The sequence below is a fragment of the Pseudomonas sp. NFX5 genome (assembly GCF_049132125.1).
GTDB lineage: Bacteria > Pseudomonadota > Gammaproteobacteria > Pseudomonadales > Pseudomonadaceae > Aquipseudomonas > Aquipseudomonas marginalis.
Genome location: NZ_JAFMZG010000002.1, coordinates 191,429 through 208,195 on the forward strand (window position 1 = coordinate 191,429; position 16,767 = coordinate 208,195).

A 16,767-nucleotide genomic window follows, 5' to 3' on the forward strand; every position below is an offset into this window, starting at 1 on the left:
GGTCGTCAGGCCTTGTCGGACTGATAGGCGTAGCTGTAGTAGCCGTAGTCGCCATAGCCGTAGCTGGCGGACCGGCGTTTTTCCACACCATTGAAGATCGCACCCTTGAGCTCGATGCCGTTCTGATGGAAGCGGCGCAGGGTCAACTCGATCTCCTTCGCCGAGTTCACGCCAAAACGGGTGACCATCAGGCTGGTGCCGGCCTGGCGCCCGACAATCGCGGCATCGGTCACCGCCAGCAAGGGCGGCGTGTCGATGATCACCAGGTCATAGCGCTCGCTGACTTCGGCCAGCAACGCGGCGAAGTTGGGGTGCATCAGCAGTTCCGATGGGTTGGGCGGGATCTGCCCACGGCCGATGAAATCGAAGCGCTCCACGGCGGTCGGGTGAATCGCTTCCTGCAGATCACAGCGCTTGGCGAGCAGGTCGGACAACCCCGCCTCCACCGCCTTGCCGAGCATCTTGTGCAAGTAGCCCTTGCGCATGTCGGCATCGATCAACAGCACGCGCTGGCCCGACTGCGCGACAATCGCCGCCAGGTTGGCCGAGACAAACGTCTTGCCCACCTCGGGGCTCGGGCCGGTGATCATCAGGCGGTTGTTCCTGGCCTCGAGCATGGCGAAGTGCAGGCTGGTGCGCAGGCTGCGCATGGCTTCCATCACCAGGTCATGGGGGTGATTGACCGCCAGCAGCGACGGTGCGCCGGAGCGGCCCTTGGCGGCGTTGGTTTCCTCGGCCTTTTGCAACAGGCTGAAGGGGATCGAGGCGTACACCGGCAGGCCGAGTTTCTCGATCTCATCCGGGCTTTCCAGGCCACGGTTGAGCAGGCTGCGCACCAGCACGATGCCCACCGAGAGCATGCCGCCGAGCAGCATCGCCAGCAGCACCACGATGACCTTGCGCGGCGCTACAGGCTTGGCCAGGTTGACATCGGCACTGTCGATCAAACGCACGTTGCCCACGGTGCCGGCGCGCATTACGTCGAGCTCCTGGGAGCGGTTGAGCAACTGGGTGTAGATCTCGGTGCCCACTTGCACGTCGCGGGTCAGGCTGAGCAATTCCTGCTGGGTCGTGGGCAAGCCTTCGACGCGCTTGGTCATCTGCGCCTGCTTGGCATTGAGTTCCGCCAGCTTGGCGATCAAGGCGCGATAAGCCGGGTGCTGGGGGGTGAACTTGCGGTCCATCTCGGCCTGTTGCAGCTTGAGTTCGGAGATGCCGGTGTCCAGGGCCACCACCTGGTCGAGCACGGCCTTGGCTTCGAGGCTGATGTCGATGGATTTGCTGCGGGTCTGGAAGCGGTTCAAGGCGTTCTCGGCCTTCTCCAGGTCGCGACGCACCTGGGGCAACTGGTCATTGAGGAACGACAGGCTCTGCGCCGCCTCGGCCGAGGTGCGGTCGACGTTCTGCTTCACATACAGGTTGGAGATTTCATTCAGCGTCCGCACCGCCAGGGCCGGGCGCGTGCTCTCCAGGGACAGGCTGATGATGCCCGACTCCTTGCCGCGCTCGATCACGGTGAGCAGATCCTGGTAGTCGGCCACCGCGTCCAGGCGCGGCTTGCGCACGATCTTGAAATGCGCGCCCGGATTGGCCCGCAGCTCCTTGACCAGCACCTCGACGCCGTCGGCGGCAAACGGCACGCCGACGCTTCCTGCGGCGATCTCGACGCCGTCCTCATCAAACAACGTGTAGGCCTGGGCCTCGCCGGCCACCAGTACCAGGGTGGTCCCGAGCAACGCCGTCGGCAGGTTCAAACTGCTCAGCGCCAGGGCCTCGCCCCCTGCCGACCAGCGGCTGAAACCGAACAGCGGCGGCGCAATATCGCCCTTGTGTTCAGGCGCATAACGCCGCGCGAGGAAGCCACCGATCAACGGAAAATGCTGCGGCGTGACAGTGATGTCCAACGCCAGGGTATCGACGGTATTGCCAATGATGGTGCGCGACTTGATCAGCTCGATCTCGGTCACCGCCGGCGATTCCTTGCCCAGCAGGCTACTGACGTCGGAGAAACCGAGCATGTCGTTCTTCTTCGGCTCCACCTGGATCAACGCATTCGCCTGGAACACCGGCGCCGCCAGAATCGCGTAGGCGGCACCGATCAGCATGCAGGTGCCGGTGATCCCGGCGATCAGCCATTTGTGATCGATCAGAGTGCCAAGCATGCCGAGCACATCGATCTCGTCACGGTGAGGGCTTTCAGGGGAAGCGTTCTGGGGTGAATACATAAATCGCGTCTTCGTCCTTGCAATCGTTTAAAGAGGGAGCGTCAGCGCGCCAGGCGCTGGGCCCAGGCCTGTGCGGCCTGTTCGATCAAGGCATAGGCCTGCACAAAGGCGGGCTTGCCCTGGCGATAGGGGTCGGTGATCTCGCGATCGTGCTGCCACTTGCCCAACAGGAAGACCTTGCCCCGCGCCTCGGGGGCGAGGTCGAGCACGCCGTCGATGTGCCGTTGCTCCATCACCAGGATCAGGTCGGCCTCACTCACGGCTTCAACGCTGAGTTGCCGCGCCTTGTGTGCCCGGGGAACATGTCCATGCTCCTGCAGCACTTGCCCGGCCGTCGGTTCCAGCGGATGGTCACGCAACGCCGCCAAGCCCGCCGAACTCACCGTGATTCCGGAGGACGTCAGTGCGGCCCCCAGCAAGTGTTCCGCCGTGGGGCTGCGGCAGATGTTGCCGATGCACACAATCAATATCTTTTTGAACAAGGCAACCTCCCACGCACCGCACACTTATTCTTCGGCAAAAGGGACGACCTTATTTAATGAGTTGCAACTAACGACCGAGTAATTATGACCACAGCCTACAAACCGAGACCATCTATCGCGCAAGACAAAAAATAACAATCCCGGCATTAACCGACTAAAACTAACATTCCGGTATTTTTGTACCGTCCCATAATAAAGTGCGATTTGAATGCACCAGACAGGGGACGGCCATGAACACGTCAAAGTTATTGGTAGAGCGTATTGGCCTATTTCCTTCTTCGGGAAATATTCAAGTGGAAGTGCATGATTCATCCCATGTCGTCGAACGCCTGCAGGTGTTGTATGCCGATAACTCACTGGACAGCGACGCGTCCGGTGCCGGGTTTTCCATGGTGTTCGCCGATTGGCGCTTCAAGTTGCAGGTCAGTGACCCGTTGTCGGTGTGCCTGTGCGTGGAAAGTCGCGGCGACAGCCAGTTCATGCAGGTCAAGACGGCCGAACTGCTGGCCAATATCTGCGGCACCGAGGAGCGGCCATGAGCCTGTGGGCGGGCTTGAGACGCGGCTATGCGTTGCGCAGGCTGACGGGGATGTTCGAGGGGTTTGCCGAACCGGTGCAGGGCGCGCAGTACCAGCGCAACACCCGGGTCATCGGCCATTGGCTGGACCTGTTGCGCGGCAGCTCCCCGCAGCAGATCACCCATGCACTGTTCCAGCAGATGAAACGCGCGCAGCGCCGTGGCAATGCGCGGCGCTTCAACGCGCAGACGACCTTGCTGGCGCTGATGGTGGAAAGCAACCTGGCGCTGGACCTGGCGACCTACTCGGCCTTCCGGTGCGCGGTTTCCAGGCGCCAGGCAGGCTCCTGATGGGCCTGGTCGGCACCTGAGAGGGTCACTGCGACGCGGTTGAGCAGCCACTCCGCGTTGTACTTGGGCACCAGCCCACAGACCAGCAAAAACACCAGCCCGCCGCCGATGAACACGGGGGATACCTTGATGGGCGCGGCATCAATACGCCACAGGAACACACTGGCCGCTGTCGCACCCAGTGCGGCACCGGCCAGGGCTTCATTCAGCGGATGTATATAAGGCGCGACACAATAAGCACTGAACCCGATACTTATCACCAATCCCGCCAGCGCCGCCGGCCAACGCCAGGCCTGGTTGAACTGGCGGGCCAACAAACTCGTTGCCACCGTGACCATCAAACAGGTGTTCATGGCATGGCCACTTATTACAGCAATATCCAAGTGCTGGAAGGATAAGCCCCAACCTTTAAACAGCAACTTGCTGGCCGCCACGATCGAATAAGTAATACCCAGCGTTATTATCCAGGCCCGCAATGCCCACGGCGTGGAATACCTTAACCAGACAGCAATCACCAGTGCGGCCGGAATCATGACGGTAATGCCGCCATATTGCGCAAGTTCTGCCCGCATCACTGCTTAACCTTCGACGTGCCATTTTCGGCGCTCATCAGACCTCAGGCCCGGCAAAAACACAACGTTATCTAGGGTCAGCAACGCGCTCAAAATGCAATTTACTGATCATAACACCTAAATATGATTCTATATTTTAATAATTAGGTTAGAACCAAACGGCATTTTACAGCGGCTGTCGCGGCCCCTACCGTGGACGAGCATGACCGACCCCCTGCCCGGCGGAGGTACTCACTCCCTACTCGACAAGGACAGACCATGAGCATTGAATTCATCGGCTATATCGGCGGTCACCACGCTTCCGAGATCCACCCGCGCAGCGGCCCTACCCTGCAACCGGACTACGTGGAAACCGTGGCCCGCGCCCACGAAGAAGCCGGTTTCGACCGCGCGCTGGTGGCGTTCCATTCCAACAGCCCGGACAGCACGCTGATCGCCGCCCATGCCGCCAGCGTGACGAAAAAACTGCAGTTCCTGATCGCCCACCGTCCGGGCTTCGCCCAACCCACCCTGGCCGCCCGCCAGTTCGCCACCCTCGATGTGTTCAATGGCGGGCGCACCGCCGTGCATATCATCACCGGCGGCGACGACCGCGAACTGCGCGCCGATGGCAGCCATATCGGCAAGGACGAACGCTACGCGCGCACCGATGAATACCTGAGCGTGGTCCGCCAGGAATGGACCAGCGATCAGCCCTTCGACTTTGCCGGCACCTACTACCAGGTCGAAGGCGCCCACTCCGCGGTGAAGTCGCCGCAGCAGCCGCATATCCCGTTGTACTTTGGCGGATCGTCCAAGGCCGCGATTGAAGTGGCGGGCAAGCATGCCGATGTGTACGCGCTGTGGGGCGAAACCTATGAGCAGGTACGCGAGATCGTGACCCAGGTGCGCGCCGAAGCGGCCAGGCATGGGCGCACGATTCGCTTCAGCCTGTCGCTGCGGCCGATCCTCGCCGCGACCGAAGAACAGGCGTGGGCCCGTGCCGACAGCATCCTGCAACAGGCCACCGAGCTGGCCGAAAAGAATGGCTTTGTGCGGCGTGAACCGCCGAATGAAGGCTCGCGCCGGTTGCTGGCGGCGGCGGCGCAGGGCTCGCGGCTGGACAAGCGTTTGTGGACGGGGATTGCCGGGTTGCTGGGGGCGCAGGGGAATTCCACCTCGTTGGTGGGGACCGCCGAACAGGTGGCAGAGGCATTGGTCGATTATTACGACCTCGGCATCACCACCTTCCTGATCCGTGGGTTTGATCCGCTCAATGATGCGATCGACTATGGCAAGCGGTTGATCCCCCTCACCCGGCAGTTGATTGCTGAACGCGAGCAGGCCAAACAGGTCGCGTGAGCAAGAACACCACAAAACCCATGTGGGAGGGGGCAACCCCTCTCCTACATTTTGATTTTCACCTGGTTCGAAATCAGTTCTTGTAGTCGGTATCAGTCCGCTCCAACTGCCGAATCAGCGCATTCCAATGCCGCGCCACCCCCGGTCCTTCGCCACTGGCAAACACCTTGGCCTGTTGTTCGACTTTCGCCACCACTTCGGCCGGCGGGAAGATCAACTCCGCATTCCCCGCCGCCTGCGCCGCCACCTGGATATTGCACGCGCGCTCCAACTGTTGCAGCTGCGCAAACGCATGTTCAACACTGACGCCGGCGGTCAACAAGCCATGGTTGCGCAGGATCATCACGCTTTTGTCGCCCAGGTCCGCCACCAGCCGCTCGCGTTCGTCCAGGTCGAGGGCCACGCCTTCATACCCGTGGTACGCCACGCGCCCGGAAAAACCAATGGAATGCTGGGAGATTGGCAGCAGGCCGTCCTTCTGCGCCGACACCGCAATGCCGTCGCGGGTGTGGGTGTGCAGCACCGCCTGCAGGTCATGGCGTGCGCCGTGGATCGCGCTGTGGATCACATAACCGGCGTAGTTGATGCCCAGGCCGGTAGGGTCATCGACGATAGTGCCGTCGAGGTCGACCTTGACCAGGTTGGACGCGCTGATTTCATCGAACAACAACCCGAAGGCGTTGATCAGGAAATGCTCCTCCGGCCCCGGCACGCGGGCGGAGAAATGGGTATAGATGTGGTCGGTCCACTTGTACAAGGCAGCCAGGCGATAAGCGGCGGCCAGTTTGACGCGCACCTCCCACTCTTGCGGGGTAACGCGCTGGCGAACATTGCTGGTGAGATTGGTGATCGAGGTGACGCTGCTCATGGCAAAACTTCCTGGATGGCCTTAAGGACTTCCAGGCAAGCCTAGGGGATGGCCAAAAATAATAAAAAGCACATTTTAATCTAAGCTAATTATTATTTTTTTTCATATAACCCTTACCAATAATTCAGGGCAAATGTGGTAGATCCCACGACCTCTTCGACGCAGCGCTGTCGCGCAGCAAACTGTGGCGAGCGGGCTTGCCACAAGAATGCGGTCGCCTGAAATTGTTCAGGCAAGACTCAAGACTTCAGGGTGAAATTTTAACCCTCTAAAATCATTCAGTTATTTTAAGTTTGATAAGAGGGGCTTGCCCCCGATGGCCATGAGTATCTCCCGCAACGCTAACACCGATGCGAAGCGAGCCGCCCTTGATCTTGCTTTTGATCTTGCTTTTGATCTTGATCTTGATCTTGATCTTGATCTCAGGCGCCCCGTTAACCACGCTGGCCGGAATCCGACAGTGATTTGGGGGGTAAACCGGCAGGGATGCCGGTTTAGCCGCCCCGCGCCATGGATGGCGCGTGGCGGCGGCCCCCCAAATCACTGTCGGATTCCGGGCACACCGAGCCTAGGCGAGGTGCCGAGTGGTGGGGCAAGAGCCCTTTGCTTACTTTGGGGCTTTTCCAAAGTGAGCCGCCGTCAGGGCGGAACCCTAAGCCGCCGTTACCGCAGCAACGGATATGTACCCGGTCCAATCCAAAAAAATGGTCGGCCCAGAGGCCGTCATCGGGGGCAAGCCCCCTCCCACAGGGTTACGCGGCGTCGCGGACTTTATGCAGCGACGCCGCCACCCGCTTGCCAAATGCATCCACCGGCCCCTGCAAGTTGCCCAGGAAGTGCGGATAGATCAGCCACAGATCCATCACCGGCTTGAAATCCTTGAGCGGCATCACCGCCAGCTGCTCACGGTGCGCACTGCGTTCCAGCAACGGCCGTGGCACCAGGCCCAAGCCCAGGCCGTCGGCCACCAGGCCCAGTTGCAGTTCGGTGCCGAAGGTCTCCAGGTTGACCCGCAGGGCCAGGCCCTGATCGGACAAGGTGCGCTGCAAGCCGGCGCGGAAACCGCAGCCGTCCGGGTTGAGGACCCAGCCGTTCTGGTACACATCGGCCAGCTTGCAGGGTTTCTTCGGCAGTTGGGCCTTGGCGCAGACCACCACCAGTTCCATCTTGCCGATGGACTCGCCGACGATGTTGTCCGGGAAGATCTTGCCTGCCGGGAACAGCGCCGCCGCCGCGTCCAGTTCGCCGCGTTCGATCTTGCCCACCAACTGGCTGCCCCAGCCGGTGGCGACCTGGGCACGCAAGTCGGGGTATTCGCTGCGCAGGTGCTTGAGCGCGTCCAGCAGCACCACGTCGCCGATGGTCTGCGGCACCCCCAGGCGCAGCAGGCCGGTGGGCGGTGCGTCGGTGGCCACCAGCTCGCGCAGGGCATCCATCTCGCGCAGGATCAACCGGCACTGCTCATAGACGCGGGTGCCGATCAATGTCGGCTTGAGGGGCTTGGTGTTGCGGTCGAACAGCTCCACGCCCAGCGCCTGCTCGAAGTTCTGCACGCGGCGGGTAATGGCCGGCTGGGTCAATTGCAACGACTCGGCGGCATGGCTGATGGACTGGCAACGAATCACTTCGACAAAGGCATCGATATCGTCAATTTTCATTTGGGCCGCACATAGAGAACAGTCATTAAGATGTGTGTGAAGCATAGTTGCAGGAACGTGGCGTGAATAGCCCGTGCTGCAATCGATAACGTCTAACGCTATTCAGACCGGTTCTAAATTACCTTCAGCTATAAGCTAATCATTAAAAAATAGCATATTAACTATAAACATTATGCTTAGATAACCCCATCCCTGCGACCACACGATGGAAGTGCCATGACCCAGGCCCGACACCCCGAGAGACTCAGAGCCTTCATAGGCGCCCTGGCGGAATTGATCGACGGCAATCCACGGGAAGGCGACCTGTTACACCGTGGCGGCAAGCTGCTGGCGCAATTGGTCAGCCATGACGACTGGCTCCCCGATGAATTTGCCCAACCCGACCCCGAGCGCTACCAGCAGTTCCTGCTGCATGCCGATTCGCGCCAGCGTTTCAGCATCGTCAGCTTTGTCTGGGGGCCGGGGCAAAGCACGCCGATCCACGACCATCGGGTGTGGGGGCTGATCGGCATGCTGCGCGGCGCAGAGTTCTCCCAAGGCTTCCAACGCGCACCCGACGGCAGCCTGGTCGCCGAAGGCCAGCCGATTCAACTGGTGCCGGGCCAGGTCGAAGCGGTGTCTCCCAAGGTCGGCGACATCCACCAGGTGAGCAATGCCCACAGCGACCAGGTGTCGATCAGCATTCATGTGTACGGCGCCAATATCGGCGCGGTGCGCCGTGCGGTGTACCAGCCCGACGGCAGCGAGAAACTGTTTATCTCCGGTTATTCCAATGCCTTCCTCCCGAATATCTGGGATTTGTCCAAAGAAAAGAGCCCTGCCCTATGACCACCGTATCGACCCGTAGCTTTGCCCGGATTCGCCAGGCCCTGTTGGACCGTGAAGAAGTCGCCCTGGTGGACGTGCGCGAAGAAGCGCCGTTTGCCGAATCCCACCCGCTGTTCGCGGCGAATATCCCGCTGTCCAAGCTGGAACTGGAGGTGTATTCGCGCATTCCACGCCGCGATACCCAGGTCACCGTCTACGACAACGGTGAAGGCCTGGCCGCCCGTGCCGCCGAACGCCTGGTTGCGCTGGGCTACACCCAGGTCAGCCTGCTGGAAGGTGGCCTGGACGGTTGGCGCCGGGCCGGTGGCGAGCTGTTTATCGATGTGAACGTGCCGAGCAAGGCCTTTGGCGAGCTGGTGGAAAGCGAGCGCCACACGCCGTCCCTCGCCGCTGAAGAAGTGCAGGCGCTGCTCGACAGCCAGGCCGATGTGGTGGTGCTCGACGCCCGCCGTTTCGACGAATACCAAACCATGAGCATCCCCACCGGCATCAGCGTGCCCGGTGCCGAGTTGGTGTTGCGCGCGCGCGAACTGGCGCCCGACCCGGCCACCCGCATCATCGTCAACTGCGCCGGGCGTACCCGCAGCATTATCGGTACCCAGTCGCTGATCAATGCCGGCGTGGCCAACCCGGTGTCTGCGCTGCGCAACGGCACCATCGGCTGGACCCTCGCCGGGCAGAAACTCGCCCACGGCCAGTCGCGGCGCTTTGCCCCGACCTCGGAAGAACATCGCCAGATCGCCGCCGTCGATGCCCGCCGCGTCGCCGACAAGGCCCGCGTCGGTCGTGCCACCCTGGCCGACCTGCAAGCCTGGCAGCAGGACACCACCCGCACCACCTACCTGTTCGATGTGCGCACCCCGGAAGAATTCGAAGCCGGCCACCTTCCCGGCGCACGCTCCACACCCGGCGGCCAGCTGGTACAGGAAACCGACCATGTCGCCAGCGTGCGCGGGGCACGCCTGGTACTGGCGGACGACGATGGCGTGCGGGCGAATATGTCCGCGTCCTGGCTGGCCCAACTGGGCTGGGAGGTGCATGTGCTGGATGACCTGCAGGCAGCGCATTTCAGCGCGAAAGGCGCCTGGGTCGCCCCGGTGCCCGCGCCGCCCCAGGCCGAACTGATCAGCCCGCACACCCTCGCCGAATGGCTCACCCATGGCGACACGGTGGTGCTGGACTTCACCGCCAGCGCCAACTACGTCAAACGCCATATCCCCGGCGCCTGGTGGGCGTTGCGTGCGCAACTGCCCGAGGCCCTGGCCAAGATACCCGCCGCCCAGCGTTATGTGCTGACCTGCGGCAGCAGCCAACTGGCGCGCCTGGCGGTGGCCGAAGTCGAAGCGATCACCGGCAAACAGGTGTTCCTGCTGCAAGACGGCACCGCCGCCTGGATCAACGCGCAACTGCCACTGGAAGAAGGCGAAACCCACCTGGCCTCGCCGCGCATCGACCGCTACCGCCGGCCGTACGAAGGCACCGACAACCCCAAGGAAGCCATGCAGGCTTATCTGGATTGGGAGTTCGGTCTGGTGGAGCAACTGGCCCGTGATGGGACCCATGGGTTTTACGTCATTTGACCCCAGGCACGCCTGCCCCCATTGCGGGAGCAGGCGCTACCCCAGGCTGATGGGGTGGGGGTACTGCGTTACTTTCTTTCTTCTGTGTCGGTGCAAGAAACCGTCCCCGAGCTACCGCTCAACTGAGACTGCATGGCGTGGACACCCGCCTCCATTTGCGAGGCCACGCTGAACTGGGCGCCGAGCAACAGGCTGAACATGACGCATGTGGTTGCCAATAATTTGAACATGACGAATCCTCACTGGTTCGCTGAGAGGGTAAAAATACCCCCATCGTTTACTCACAGCTGACTTGGCTGCGTACTGTCATTTTCTGCCCGGCGCAACGCCTGGACACCTGTGAAGAATGACAGTGGCCTAGACAACTTCGCACTATGCAAACCTGCGCTGAGAGCGATTGGCACCGTCCCTTTGGAAACCCAGGCACCCCAGCCGCAATTACGCACTTTAAAAATACATAAAACGCATATTAGATAACAAATTATCTTAATGTTTTTCATAATTAACATATAACCAAAAAGACTTTCACAGCAGGTTTTTATGGGCATAACGTGAACTCCTCACCGACCCCTTCTCCAGGCGGAGGTAGCCGAACCCTTTTTCGATCTGCCTGGAGCCTGCATCCCATGGTCTTTTTCACTCCGTTCAAACGCCTGCTCCTGGGCACCGCCCTGGCCCTTGGCCTGGCCACCGGCGCCCACGCCGCCGACCTGCAACCGCTGCGGGTGGCCAATCAGAAATCGACAATCAAGACGCTGCTGGAAGTCTCCGGCGAAACGAAAAACGTGCCCTATGAAATCCAGTGGTCGGAATTCCCGTCCGCCTCGCCCCTGGGCGAAGCCTTGAATGCCGGTGCCGTGGATATCGGTGCCCTGGGCGATGCGCCCTACGTGTTTGCCCTTGGCGCCGGCGCTTCGCTCAAGGTGGTCAGCATCATTCACGCCGAAGGGCGTAACACCACCGCCCTGCTGGTGGCCAAGGATTCGCCGATCAAGACGGTGGCCGACCTCAAGGGCAAGAAAATCGTCACCGGCCGCGGCTCCATCGGCCACTACCTGGCGATCAAGGCCCTGGCCACGGCCGGCCTGACCACTAAGGATGTGCAGTTCATTTTCCTGCTGCCCAGCGAGTCGCGCCTGGTGCTGGATAACGGCACCGTCGACGCCTGGTCGACCTGGGACCCCTACACCACCGTGGTCACCTCACAAAGCCAGGCGCGGATCCTGGCCAGCGGCAACACGCTGTTGAGCAACCACCTGTACCTCGCCGCCACCGGCCAGGCCATCGCCGACAAGCGCACGCAGCTGGACGACTTTGTCGCCCGCGTCGACCGCGCCTACGCCTGGGCCAATACCCACCCCGACGAGTACGCCGCCGCCCAGGCCAAAATCACCGGGCTGCCGCTGGCCGTGCATCTGGCCGTGGCCAAGGAAACCCGCCTGAGCCCGGTGCTGATTGACGACAGCGTGATCAGTGGCCTGCAGGCCACCGCCGACACCTACCAGCAAGAAGGCCTGCTGCCCCGGCACATCGACGTGTCCCAGGGCTTCGACACGAGCTTTAACGCCAAGCGCGCCCCCAACAACCAAGCATCACGCTGAAGGAGCAGAACATGAGCACGCCACATCCATTGAAACCCCGCCATTTGAAATTAGGCGCCATGGTCCACGGTGTCGGCCACGGTTGGGGCGAATGGCGCCATCCCCAGGCGCAACCGAATGCCAGTACGAATTTCGGCTTCTACAAGCAGCAGACCGAACTCGCCGAAGCGGCCAAGTTCGACTTCGTGTTCATCGCCGACAGCCTGCACATTCACGCCAAATCCAGCCCGCATTACCTCAACCGCTTCGAGCCGCTGACCATCCTCTCGGCCCTGGCCGCACTCACCAGCCATATCGGCCTGGTGGCCACCGTGACCGTCAGCTACACCGAGCCCTACCAGGTGGCGCGCCAGTTCGCGTCCCTGGACCATATCAGCGGCGGGCGCGCCGGCTGGAACGTGGTGACCTCGTGGCTCAGCGGCACCGCCGACAACTTCGGTAAAGCCGAGCACCCACCCCACGCCGTGCGCTACCGCATCGCCAAGGAACACCTGAACACCGTCAAGGGCTTGTGGGATTCCTGGGAAGACGACGCCTTTGCCTACAACAAGCAAAGCGGCGAATTCTTTACCCCGGGCAAGCTGCATGCGCTGAACCACAAAGGCGAGTTTTTCTCGGTCAAAGGCCCGCTGAACATTGCACGCTCGCGCCAGGGCCAGCCGGTGATTTTCCAGGCGGGCACCTCCGAAGACGGGCGTAACTTTGCGGCGCAGAACGCTGACGCCATCTTCGTGCATGTGGAAAGCATCGAAGAAGGCCTGGCTTATACCCAGGACCTCAAACGCCGCGCCAAAGGCTTTGGCCGCGACGCCGACAGCCTGTCGATCCTGCCGGGCATCCGCCCGATTGTCGGCCGCAACGAGGCCGAAGTGGAAAGTCGCTACCAGCAGGCCGTGGAGCTGGTCACCGTGGAAGATGCCATCGTCGCCCTCGGTCGCCCGTTCAACGACCATGACTTCAGCCAGTACCCGCTGGACGCGCCCTTCCCGGAGCTCGGCGACCTGGGCGCCAACAGCCAGAAAGGCGGCTCCGACCGTATCAAGCAACTGGCCAGGGACGAAGGCCTGACCCTGCGCGAAGTGGCGCTGCGCTTCTCGCGGCCCAAGCGTGATTTTGTCGGCACCCCGGAGCAAGTCGCCGACGCGATCCAGACCTGGTTCGAGCGCGGGGCCAGCGATGGTTTCATCATCAACTCGGTGCTGCCGGACGGCTTGCAGTACTTCACCGAACTGGTGGTGCCGGTGCTGCAACAGCGTGGCCTGTTCCGTAGCGAATACACGGGGCACACCCTGCGCGACAACCTTGGCCTGGACGTGCCGGCCAACCGTTACAGCGTCACTGCCGAGGTCGAAACGCAACAGGAGGCGCTGGCATGAGCGAATCCCTCAACCGTCAGTTGGCGGCGCTGCACGCCGAACGTGTAGCCACCTGGGCGCCGGCGGCGTTGCAGGTCAATATCGACCAGCGCCAGCGCCTGGTGAATGAAGCACGGGTAGACGACTATGTGCAGCTCGGCGATGAACTGGCCCCCTTCACCCTGCTCACTGTGGAAGGCGGCGAACTGACCCGCGAACGGCTGCTGGCCGACGGCCCGGCGGTGCTGATCTTCTTCCGCTTTGCCGGCTGCCCGGCGTGCAATATCGCCCTGCCCTATTACGAACGCCAACTCTACCCACGCCTGCGCGAACTGGGCGTACCCCTGGTCGCGGTGAGCCCGCAAGTGCCTGAACGCCTGGTTGAGATCAAGAGCCGCCACGCCCTGCAATTGCGGGTGGCCAGCGACCCGGACAACCACCTCGGTCGCCGCCTGGGCATCCTCTACAGCTTCGACGAAGCCTCGCGCAATGCAGCCCTGGCCAAGGGCAATCACATCGGTGAAACCACCGGTACGGGAACCTGGGAGTTGCCGCAACCGACCGTGGTGGTGATTGCCCAGGACGGCACGGTGGCGTTCGTGGACGTCAGCCCGGACTGGCTGGTGCGTACCGAAGCCGAGCCGGTGGTGCAGGTGGTGGAGCGCTTGCTGGGCCAACAGCCTGTACGCATCGCCATCTAGGCCCAGCGCCCCTCCCACATTTTGACCGAGTACATTCTCATGACCCAACCGTCTCTACGCTCCGTGGAGGTCGCCAACTTCGAGGCCCTGCTCGAACGCCTCAGCGCCGAGCTGGCCGGCACCGCGCACCTGTATGACGAGAGCGGCGCCTTCCCCCATGCCAACTTCCAGCGGCTGCACGACCATGGCCTGGTCGCCCTCACCGTGCCCAAGGCCCTCGGCGGCGGTGGTGCCAGCCTGCCCCAGGCGCGCAAGGCGATCAGTGCGATTGCCAAGGGCGAACCGTCCACCGCACTGATCCTGGTGATGCAATACCTGCAACACACGCGCCTGCAAGACAGCAAGACCTGGCCGCCCCACCTGCGTACCCGAGTGGCCGAGGACGCGGTGCGCGACGGTGCATTGATCAATGCCCTGCGCGTCGAACCCGACCTCGGCACCCCGGCCCGTGGCGGGCTGCCGGCGACGACTGCCGTGCGCACTGCCGAGGGCTGGCGCATCAGCGGGCGCAAGATCTACTCCACCGGCAGCCATGGCCTGAGCTGGTTCAGCGTATGGGCGCGCAGCGATGACGCCGACCCGCTGGTGGGCGCCTGGCTGGTGCCCAAGGACAGCCCCGGCGTAAGCATCATCGACACCTGGGACCACCTCGGCATGCGCGCCACCTGCAGCCATGAAGTGGTGCTCGACAATGTGCTGGTGCCACTGGACCACGCCGTCAGCGTCAGCCCCTGGAGCGCGCCGCAACCGGAACTGGATGCCGAGGGTTTCCTGTGGATGTCGGTGCTGCTGTCCTCGGTGTATGACTCCGTGGCCCAGGCTGCGCGGGACTGGCTGGTGAACTGGCTGGAAGAGCGCCAGCCATCCAATCTCGGCGCGGCGCTGTCGACACTGCCGCGTTTCCAGGAAACCGTCGGCCATATCGACACCCTGCTGTTCGCCAACCGCAGCCTGCTCGACGCCGCCGCCGACGGCCACACCCCGGCCGCCAACGCCGCGCAGTTGAAGTACCTGGTCACCCACAACGCTATTCGCGCGGTGGAGCTGGCCATCGAGGCCTCCGGCAACCCCGGTCTGTCACGTCATAGCCCGCTGCAACGCCACTACCGCGATGTGCTGTGCAGTCGTGTGCATACCCCGCAGAACGATGCGGTGCTGCAGGGCGTGGGTAAAGCCGTGTTCGCCCAACGCCAGAAGGAACGCACATGACCCAGGTGATTATCGCCAGCCAGTTGGACGAAGACTACAACGACGTGATCCGCGCGCGCCTCACTGCGATCCACCCCGGAGCCCAGGTGATCGGCGTGCCGGCAGGCGTGCCAAGCGACCTGCCGCCCCAGGCGAATATCCTGCTGCTGCGCCCGATCAACGTGCGCGGCTACACCGCACCGGACACCCCGCCACCGGGCTGGCCCTACGGCGCGCAATGGGTGCATTTGGTATCGTCCGGCATCGACTTCTACCCGCAATGGCTGTTCAACGGCCCGCCGGTGACCACCTCCCGAGGCAGCGCCGCCGACAACCTGGCCGAGTTCGCCCTGGCAGCGATCTTTGCCGCCTCCAAGCATTTGCCGGACATCTGGGTGAAGGACTCGCAATGGAACTTCACCGCCCTGCGCCCCCTCAAGGGCACCACCCTGGGTATCCTTGGCTTTGGCGCGATTGGTGAAATCCTGGCACAAAAAGCCCTGGGCCTGGGCATCAAGGTGGTCGCGCTGCGTCAGAGCCAGGCACCGCTCGGCGCCGGCGTGGACGCCGCCCAGGACATCCACGACCTGTTCGCCCGCGCCGACCACCTGGTGGTGGCCGCGCCACTGACCGACGCCACGCGGCATATCATCAACCGCGATGTGCTGGGCAGCGCCAGGCCGGGCCTGCACCTGATCAACATCGCCCGTGGGGGCCTGCTCGATCAGGAGGCGTTGCTGGAGGCCCTGGATAACGGCCAGATCGGCCTGGCATCGCTCGACGTGACCGAGCCGGAGCCCTTGCCGGACGGGCACCCGCTGTACAGCCACCCACGGGTACGGTTGTCGCCGCACACGTCAGCGATTTCTACCAATAGCCGCAACGAGATTGCCGATACGTTCTTGGCGAATCTGGAGCGCTACGTTTCAGGGGTTGAACTGGCGAATCTGGCTAACGCCTGACGCTGTTCAAAAATGTCGGAGGGGCGGTGCGACGATTCGACTTGCTCCCGTGGCGGCCTTCGGGCCGACCATGTCGTTGGAGTTGAGCGAGTACATATCCGTTGCTGCGGTAACGGCGGCTTAGGGTTCCGCCCTTACGGCGGGTCACTTTGGAAAAGCCCCAAAGTAACCAAAGGGCTCTTGCCCCAACACTCGGCACCTCGCCTAGGCTCGGTGTGCCCGAACGAAGGCTTGAATCCGTGGGCCGCCGTCATGGGCCATCCCTGGCCCAGGACGGCTAACCCGGCGTCCTGCCGGGTTACCCACGGATTCAAGCCTGCGTTCGGCCAGCGTGTTTGACGGGGCGCCTAGGATCAAAAGCAGAGCAAAAGCAGAGCAAAAGCAGGCTGAGGTCTGCCTGCTGGATGGAGATCCAAATGTGGGAGGGGGCTTGCCCCGGTACAAACCGGGGACATCGTTTACATTTCTAACCGGGGACATGGTTTACAGGCTAATACGCATGATCAGGAGGTAACTGATCATGCCCTGGAACCAAGAG

The 16,767-nt window shown here is 62.4% G+C and carries 16 protein-coding genes; 10 read left to right on the forward strand and 6 right to left on the reverse strand.

Annotated elements, in window-relative coordinates:
• Positions 1-5: 5 nt before the first annotated feature.
• On the reverse strand, positions 6-2,225 hold the full coding sequence (locus J1N02_RS00910) for a polysaccharide biosynthesis tyrosine autokinase (RefSeq protein WP_421147067.1): 2,220 nt from the start codon (positions 2,223-2,225) through the stop codon (positions 6-8).
• Between the two features lie 41 nt (positions 2,226-2,266).
• Entirely contained in the window at positions 2,267-2,707 is a 441-nt protein-coding gene (locus tag J1N02_RS00915) for a low molecular weight protein-tyrosine-phosphatase (RefSeq protein ID WP_027608688.1), read from the reverse strand.
• 230 nt (positions 2,708-2,937) lie between these two features.
• Here J1N02_RS00915 and J1N02_RS00920 point away from each other — a divergent pair, with 230 nt between their 5' ends.
• Complete coding sequence (locus tag J1N02_RS00920) at positions 2,938-3,246, forward strand: phosphomannomutase (RefSeq protein ID WP_223841602.1); 309 nt, start codon at positions 2,938-2,940, stop codon at positions 3,244-3,246.
• Positions 3,243-3,575 (forward strand): hypothetical protein, encoded by a 333-nt coding sequence (locus tag J1N02_RS00925; protein ID WP_027608690.1) that lies wholly within the window; start codon positions 3,243-3,245, stop codon positions 3,573-3,575. Before J1N02_RS00920 ends, J1N02_RS00925 begins: the two co-directional genes overlap by 4 nt.
• Here J1N02_RS00925 and J1N02_RS00930 read toward each other — a convergent pair.
• Positions 3,527-4,150 carry a phosphatase PAP2 family protein gene (locus J1N02_RS00930; RefSeq protein ID WP_027608691.1) on the reverse strand — a complete coding sequence of 208 codons (624 nt, stop codon included), beginning with the start codon at positions 4,148-4,150 and terminating at the stop codon, positions 3,527-3,529. The two genes, J1N02_RS00925 and J1N02_RS00930, sit on opposite strands and share 49 nt — an antisense overlap.
• A 255-nt stretch (positions 4,151-4,405) precedes the next feature.
• Here J1N02_RS00930 and J1N02_RS00935 point away from each other — a divergent pair, with 255 nt between their 5' ends.
• Complete coding sequence (locus J1N02_RS00935) at positions 4,406-5,488, forward strand: LLM class flavin-dependent oxidoreductase (RefSeq protein ID WP_098479260.1); 1,083 nt, start codon at positions 4,406-4,408, stop codon at positions 5,486-5,488.
• Between the two features lie 73 nt (positions 5,489-5,561).
• Here J1N02_RS00935 and J1N02_RS00940 read toward each other — a convergent pair whose 3' ends face one another.
• Positions 5,562-6,356 carry a class II aldolase/adducin family protein gene (locus tag J1N02_RS00940; RefSeq protein ID WP_027608693.1) on the reverse strand — a complete coding sequence of 265 codons (795 nt, stop codon included), beginning with the start codon at positions 6,354-6,356 and terminating at the stop codon, positions 5,562-5,564.
• A gap of 752 nt (positions 6,357-7,108) precedes the next feature.
• Positions 7,109-8,014, reverse strand: a complete 906-nt coding sequence (locus J1N02_RS00945; protein WP_027608694.1) for a LysR family transcriptional regulator — start codon at positions 8,012-8,014, stop codon at positions 7,109-7,111.
• Between the two features lie 216 nt (positions 8,015-8,230).
• On the opposite strand from J1N02_RS00945, the gene J1N02_RS00950 reads away from it, so the two are divergent.
• Positions 8,231-8,842, forward strand: coding sequence for a cysteine dioxygenase (locus J1N02_RS00950; protein WP_027608695.1), 612 nt, complete (start codon positions 8,231-8,233; stop codon positions 8,840-8,842).
• Positions 8,839-10,422: a rhodanese-related sulfurtransferase gene (locus J1N02_RS00955; protein WP_414887113.1), complete on the forward strand. Its 1,584-nt coding sequence runs from the start codon at positions 8,839-8,841 to the stop codon at positions 10,420-10,422. The genes J1N02_RS00950 and J1N02_RS00955 overlap by 4 nt, the downstream gene beginning before the upstream one ends.
• A 68-nt stretch (positions 10,423-10,490) precedes the next feature.
• Here J1N02_RS00955 and J1N02_RS00960 read toward each other — a convergent pair whose 3' ends face one another.
• Positions 10,491-10,652 carry a hypothetical protein gene (locus J1N02_RS00960; RefSeq protein ID WP_155954390.1) on the reverse strand — a complete coding sequence of 54 codons (162 nt, stop codon included), beginning with the start codon at positions 10,650-10,652 and terminating at the stop codon, positions 10,491-10,493.
• 396 nt (positions 10,653-11,048) lie between these two features.
• Between J1N02_RS00960 and J1N02_RS00965 the strand changes: the two genes are divergently transcribed.
• Genes J1N02_RS00965 through J1N02_RS00985 form a run of 5 tightly spaced genes read left to right on the forward strand, consistent with a single transcriptional unit; the run spans position 11,049 to position 16,229 of the window.
• Positions 11,049-12,023: an ABC transporter substrate-binding protein gene (locus J1N02_RS00965; RefSeq protein WP_027608697.1), complete on the forward strand. Its 975-nt coding sequence runs from the start codon at positions 11,049-11,051 to the stop codon at positions 12,021-12,023.
• 11 nt (positions 12,024-12,034) lie between these two features.
• Entirely contained in the window at positions 12,035-13,399 is a 1,365-nt protein-coding gene (locus J1N02_RS00970; RefSeq protein ID WP_421147068.1) for an LLM class flavin-dependent oxidoreductase, read from the forward strand.
• On the forward strand, positions 13,396-14,079 hold the full coding sequence (locus J1N02_RS00975) for a peroxiredoxin-like family protein (RefSeq protein WP_421147069.1): 684 nt from the start codon (positions 13,396-13,398) through the stop codon (positions 14,077-14,079). The genes J1N02_RS00970 and J1N02_RS00975 overlap by 4 nt, the downstream gene beginning before the upstream one ends.
• Positions 14,080-14,118: 39 nt before the next feature.
• The gene (locus J1N02_RS00980; protein WP_368962540.1) at positions 14,119-15,288 is read left to right on the forward strand and encodes an acyl-CoA dehydrogenase family protein; all 1,170 of its coding nucleotides are present in this window, start codon (positions 14,119-14,121) and stop codon (positions 15,286-15,288) included.
• Positions 15,285-16,229, forward strand: coding sequence for a D-isomer specific 2-hydroxyacid dehydrogenase family protein (locus tag J1N02_RS00985; RefSeq protein ID WP_405125681.1), 945 nt, complete (start codon positions 15,285-15,287; stop codon positions 16,227-16,229). The genes J1N02_RS00980 and J1N02_RS00985 overlap by 4 nt, the downstream gene beginning before the upstream one ends.
• Positions 16,230-16,767: the final 538 nt, after the last annotated feature.

What these genes read in the sequence shown, in the direction of transcription:
- J1N02_RS00910 (WP_421147067.1), bottom strand. Translation starts at nt 2,225, where the DNA reads ATGTATTCACCCCAGAACGCTTCCCCTGAAAGCCCTCACCGTGACGAG.
- J1N02_RS00920 (WP_223841602.1), top strand. Translation starts at nt 2,938, where the DNA reads ATGAACACGTCAAAGTTATTGGTAGAGCGTATTGGCCTATTTCCTTCT.
- J1N02_RS00925 (WP_027608690.1), top strand. Translation starts at nt 3,243, where the DNA reads ATGAGCCTGTGGGCGGGCTTGAGACGCGGCTATGCGTTGCGCAGGCTG.
- J1N02_RS00935 (WP_098479260.1), top strand. Translation starts at nt 4,406, where the DNA reads ATGAGCATTGAATTCATCGGCTATATCGGCGGTCACCACGCTTCCGAG.
- J1N02_RS00940 (WP_027608693.1), bottom strand. Translation starts at nt 6,356, where the DNA reads ATGAGCAGCGTCACCTCGATCACCAATCTCACCAGCAATGTTCGCCAG.
- J1N02_RS00945 (WP_027608694.1), bottom strand. Translation starts at nt 8,014, where the DNA reads ATGAAAATTGACGATATCGATGCCTTTGTCGAAGTGATTCGTTGCCAG.
- J1N02_RS00950 (WP_027608695.1), top strand. Translation starts at nt 8,231, where the DNA reads ATGACCCAGGCCCGACACCCCGAGAGACTCAGAGCCTTCATAGGCGCC.
- J1N02_RS00955 (WP_414887113.1), top strand. Translation starts at nt 8,839, where the DNA reads ATGACCACCGTATCGACCCGTAGCTTTGCCCGGATTCGCCAGGCCCTG.
- J1N02_RS00960 (WP_155954390.1), bottom strand. Translation starts at nt 10,652, where the DNA reads ATGTTCAAATTATTGGCAACCACATGCGTCATGTTCAGCCTGTTGCTC.
- J1N02_RS00965 (WP_027608697.1), top strand. Translation starts at nt 11,049, where the DNA reads ATGGTCTTTTTCACTCCGTTCAAACGCCTGCTCCTGGGCACCGCCCTG.
- J1N02_RS00970 (WP_421147068.1), top strand. Translation starts at nt 12,035, where the DNA reads ATGAGCACGCCACATCCATTGAAACCCCGCCATTTGAAATTAGGCGCC.
- J1N02_RS00975 (WP_421147069.1), top strand. Translation starts at nt 13,396, where the DNA reads ATGAGCGAATCCCTCAACCGTCAGTTGGCGGCGCTGCACGCCGAACGT.
- J1N02_RS00980 (WP_368962540.1), top strand. Translation starts at nt 14,119, where the DNA reads ATGACCCAACCGTCTCTACGCTCCGTGGAGGTCGCCAACTTCGAGGCC.
- J1N02_RS00985 (WP_405125681.1), top strand. Translation starts at nt 15,285, where the DNA reads ATGACCCAGGTGATTATCGCCAGCCAGTTGGACGAAGACTACAACGAC.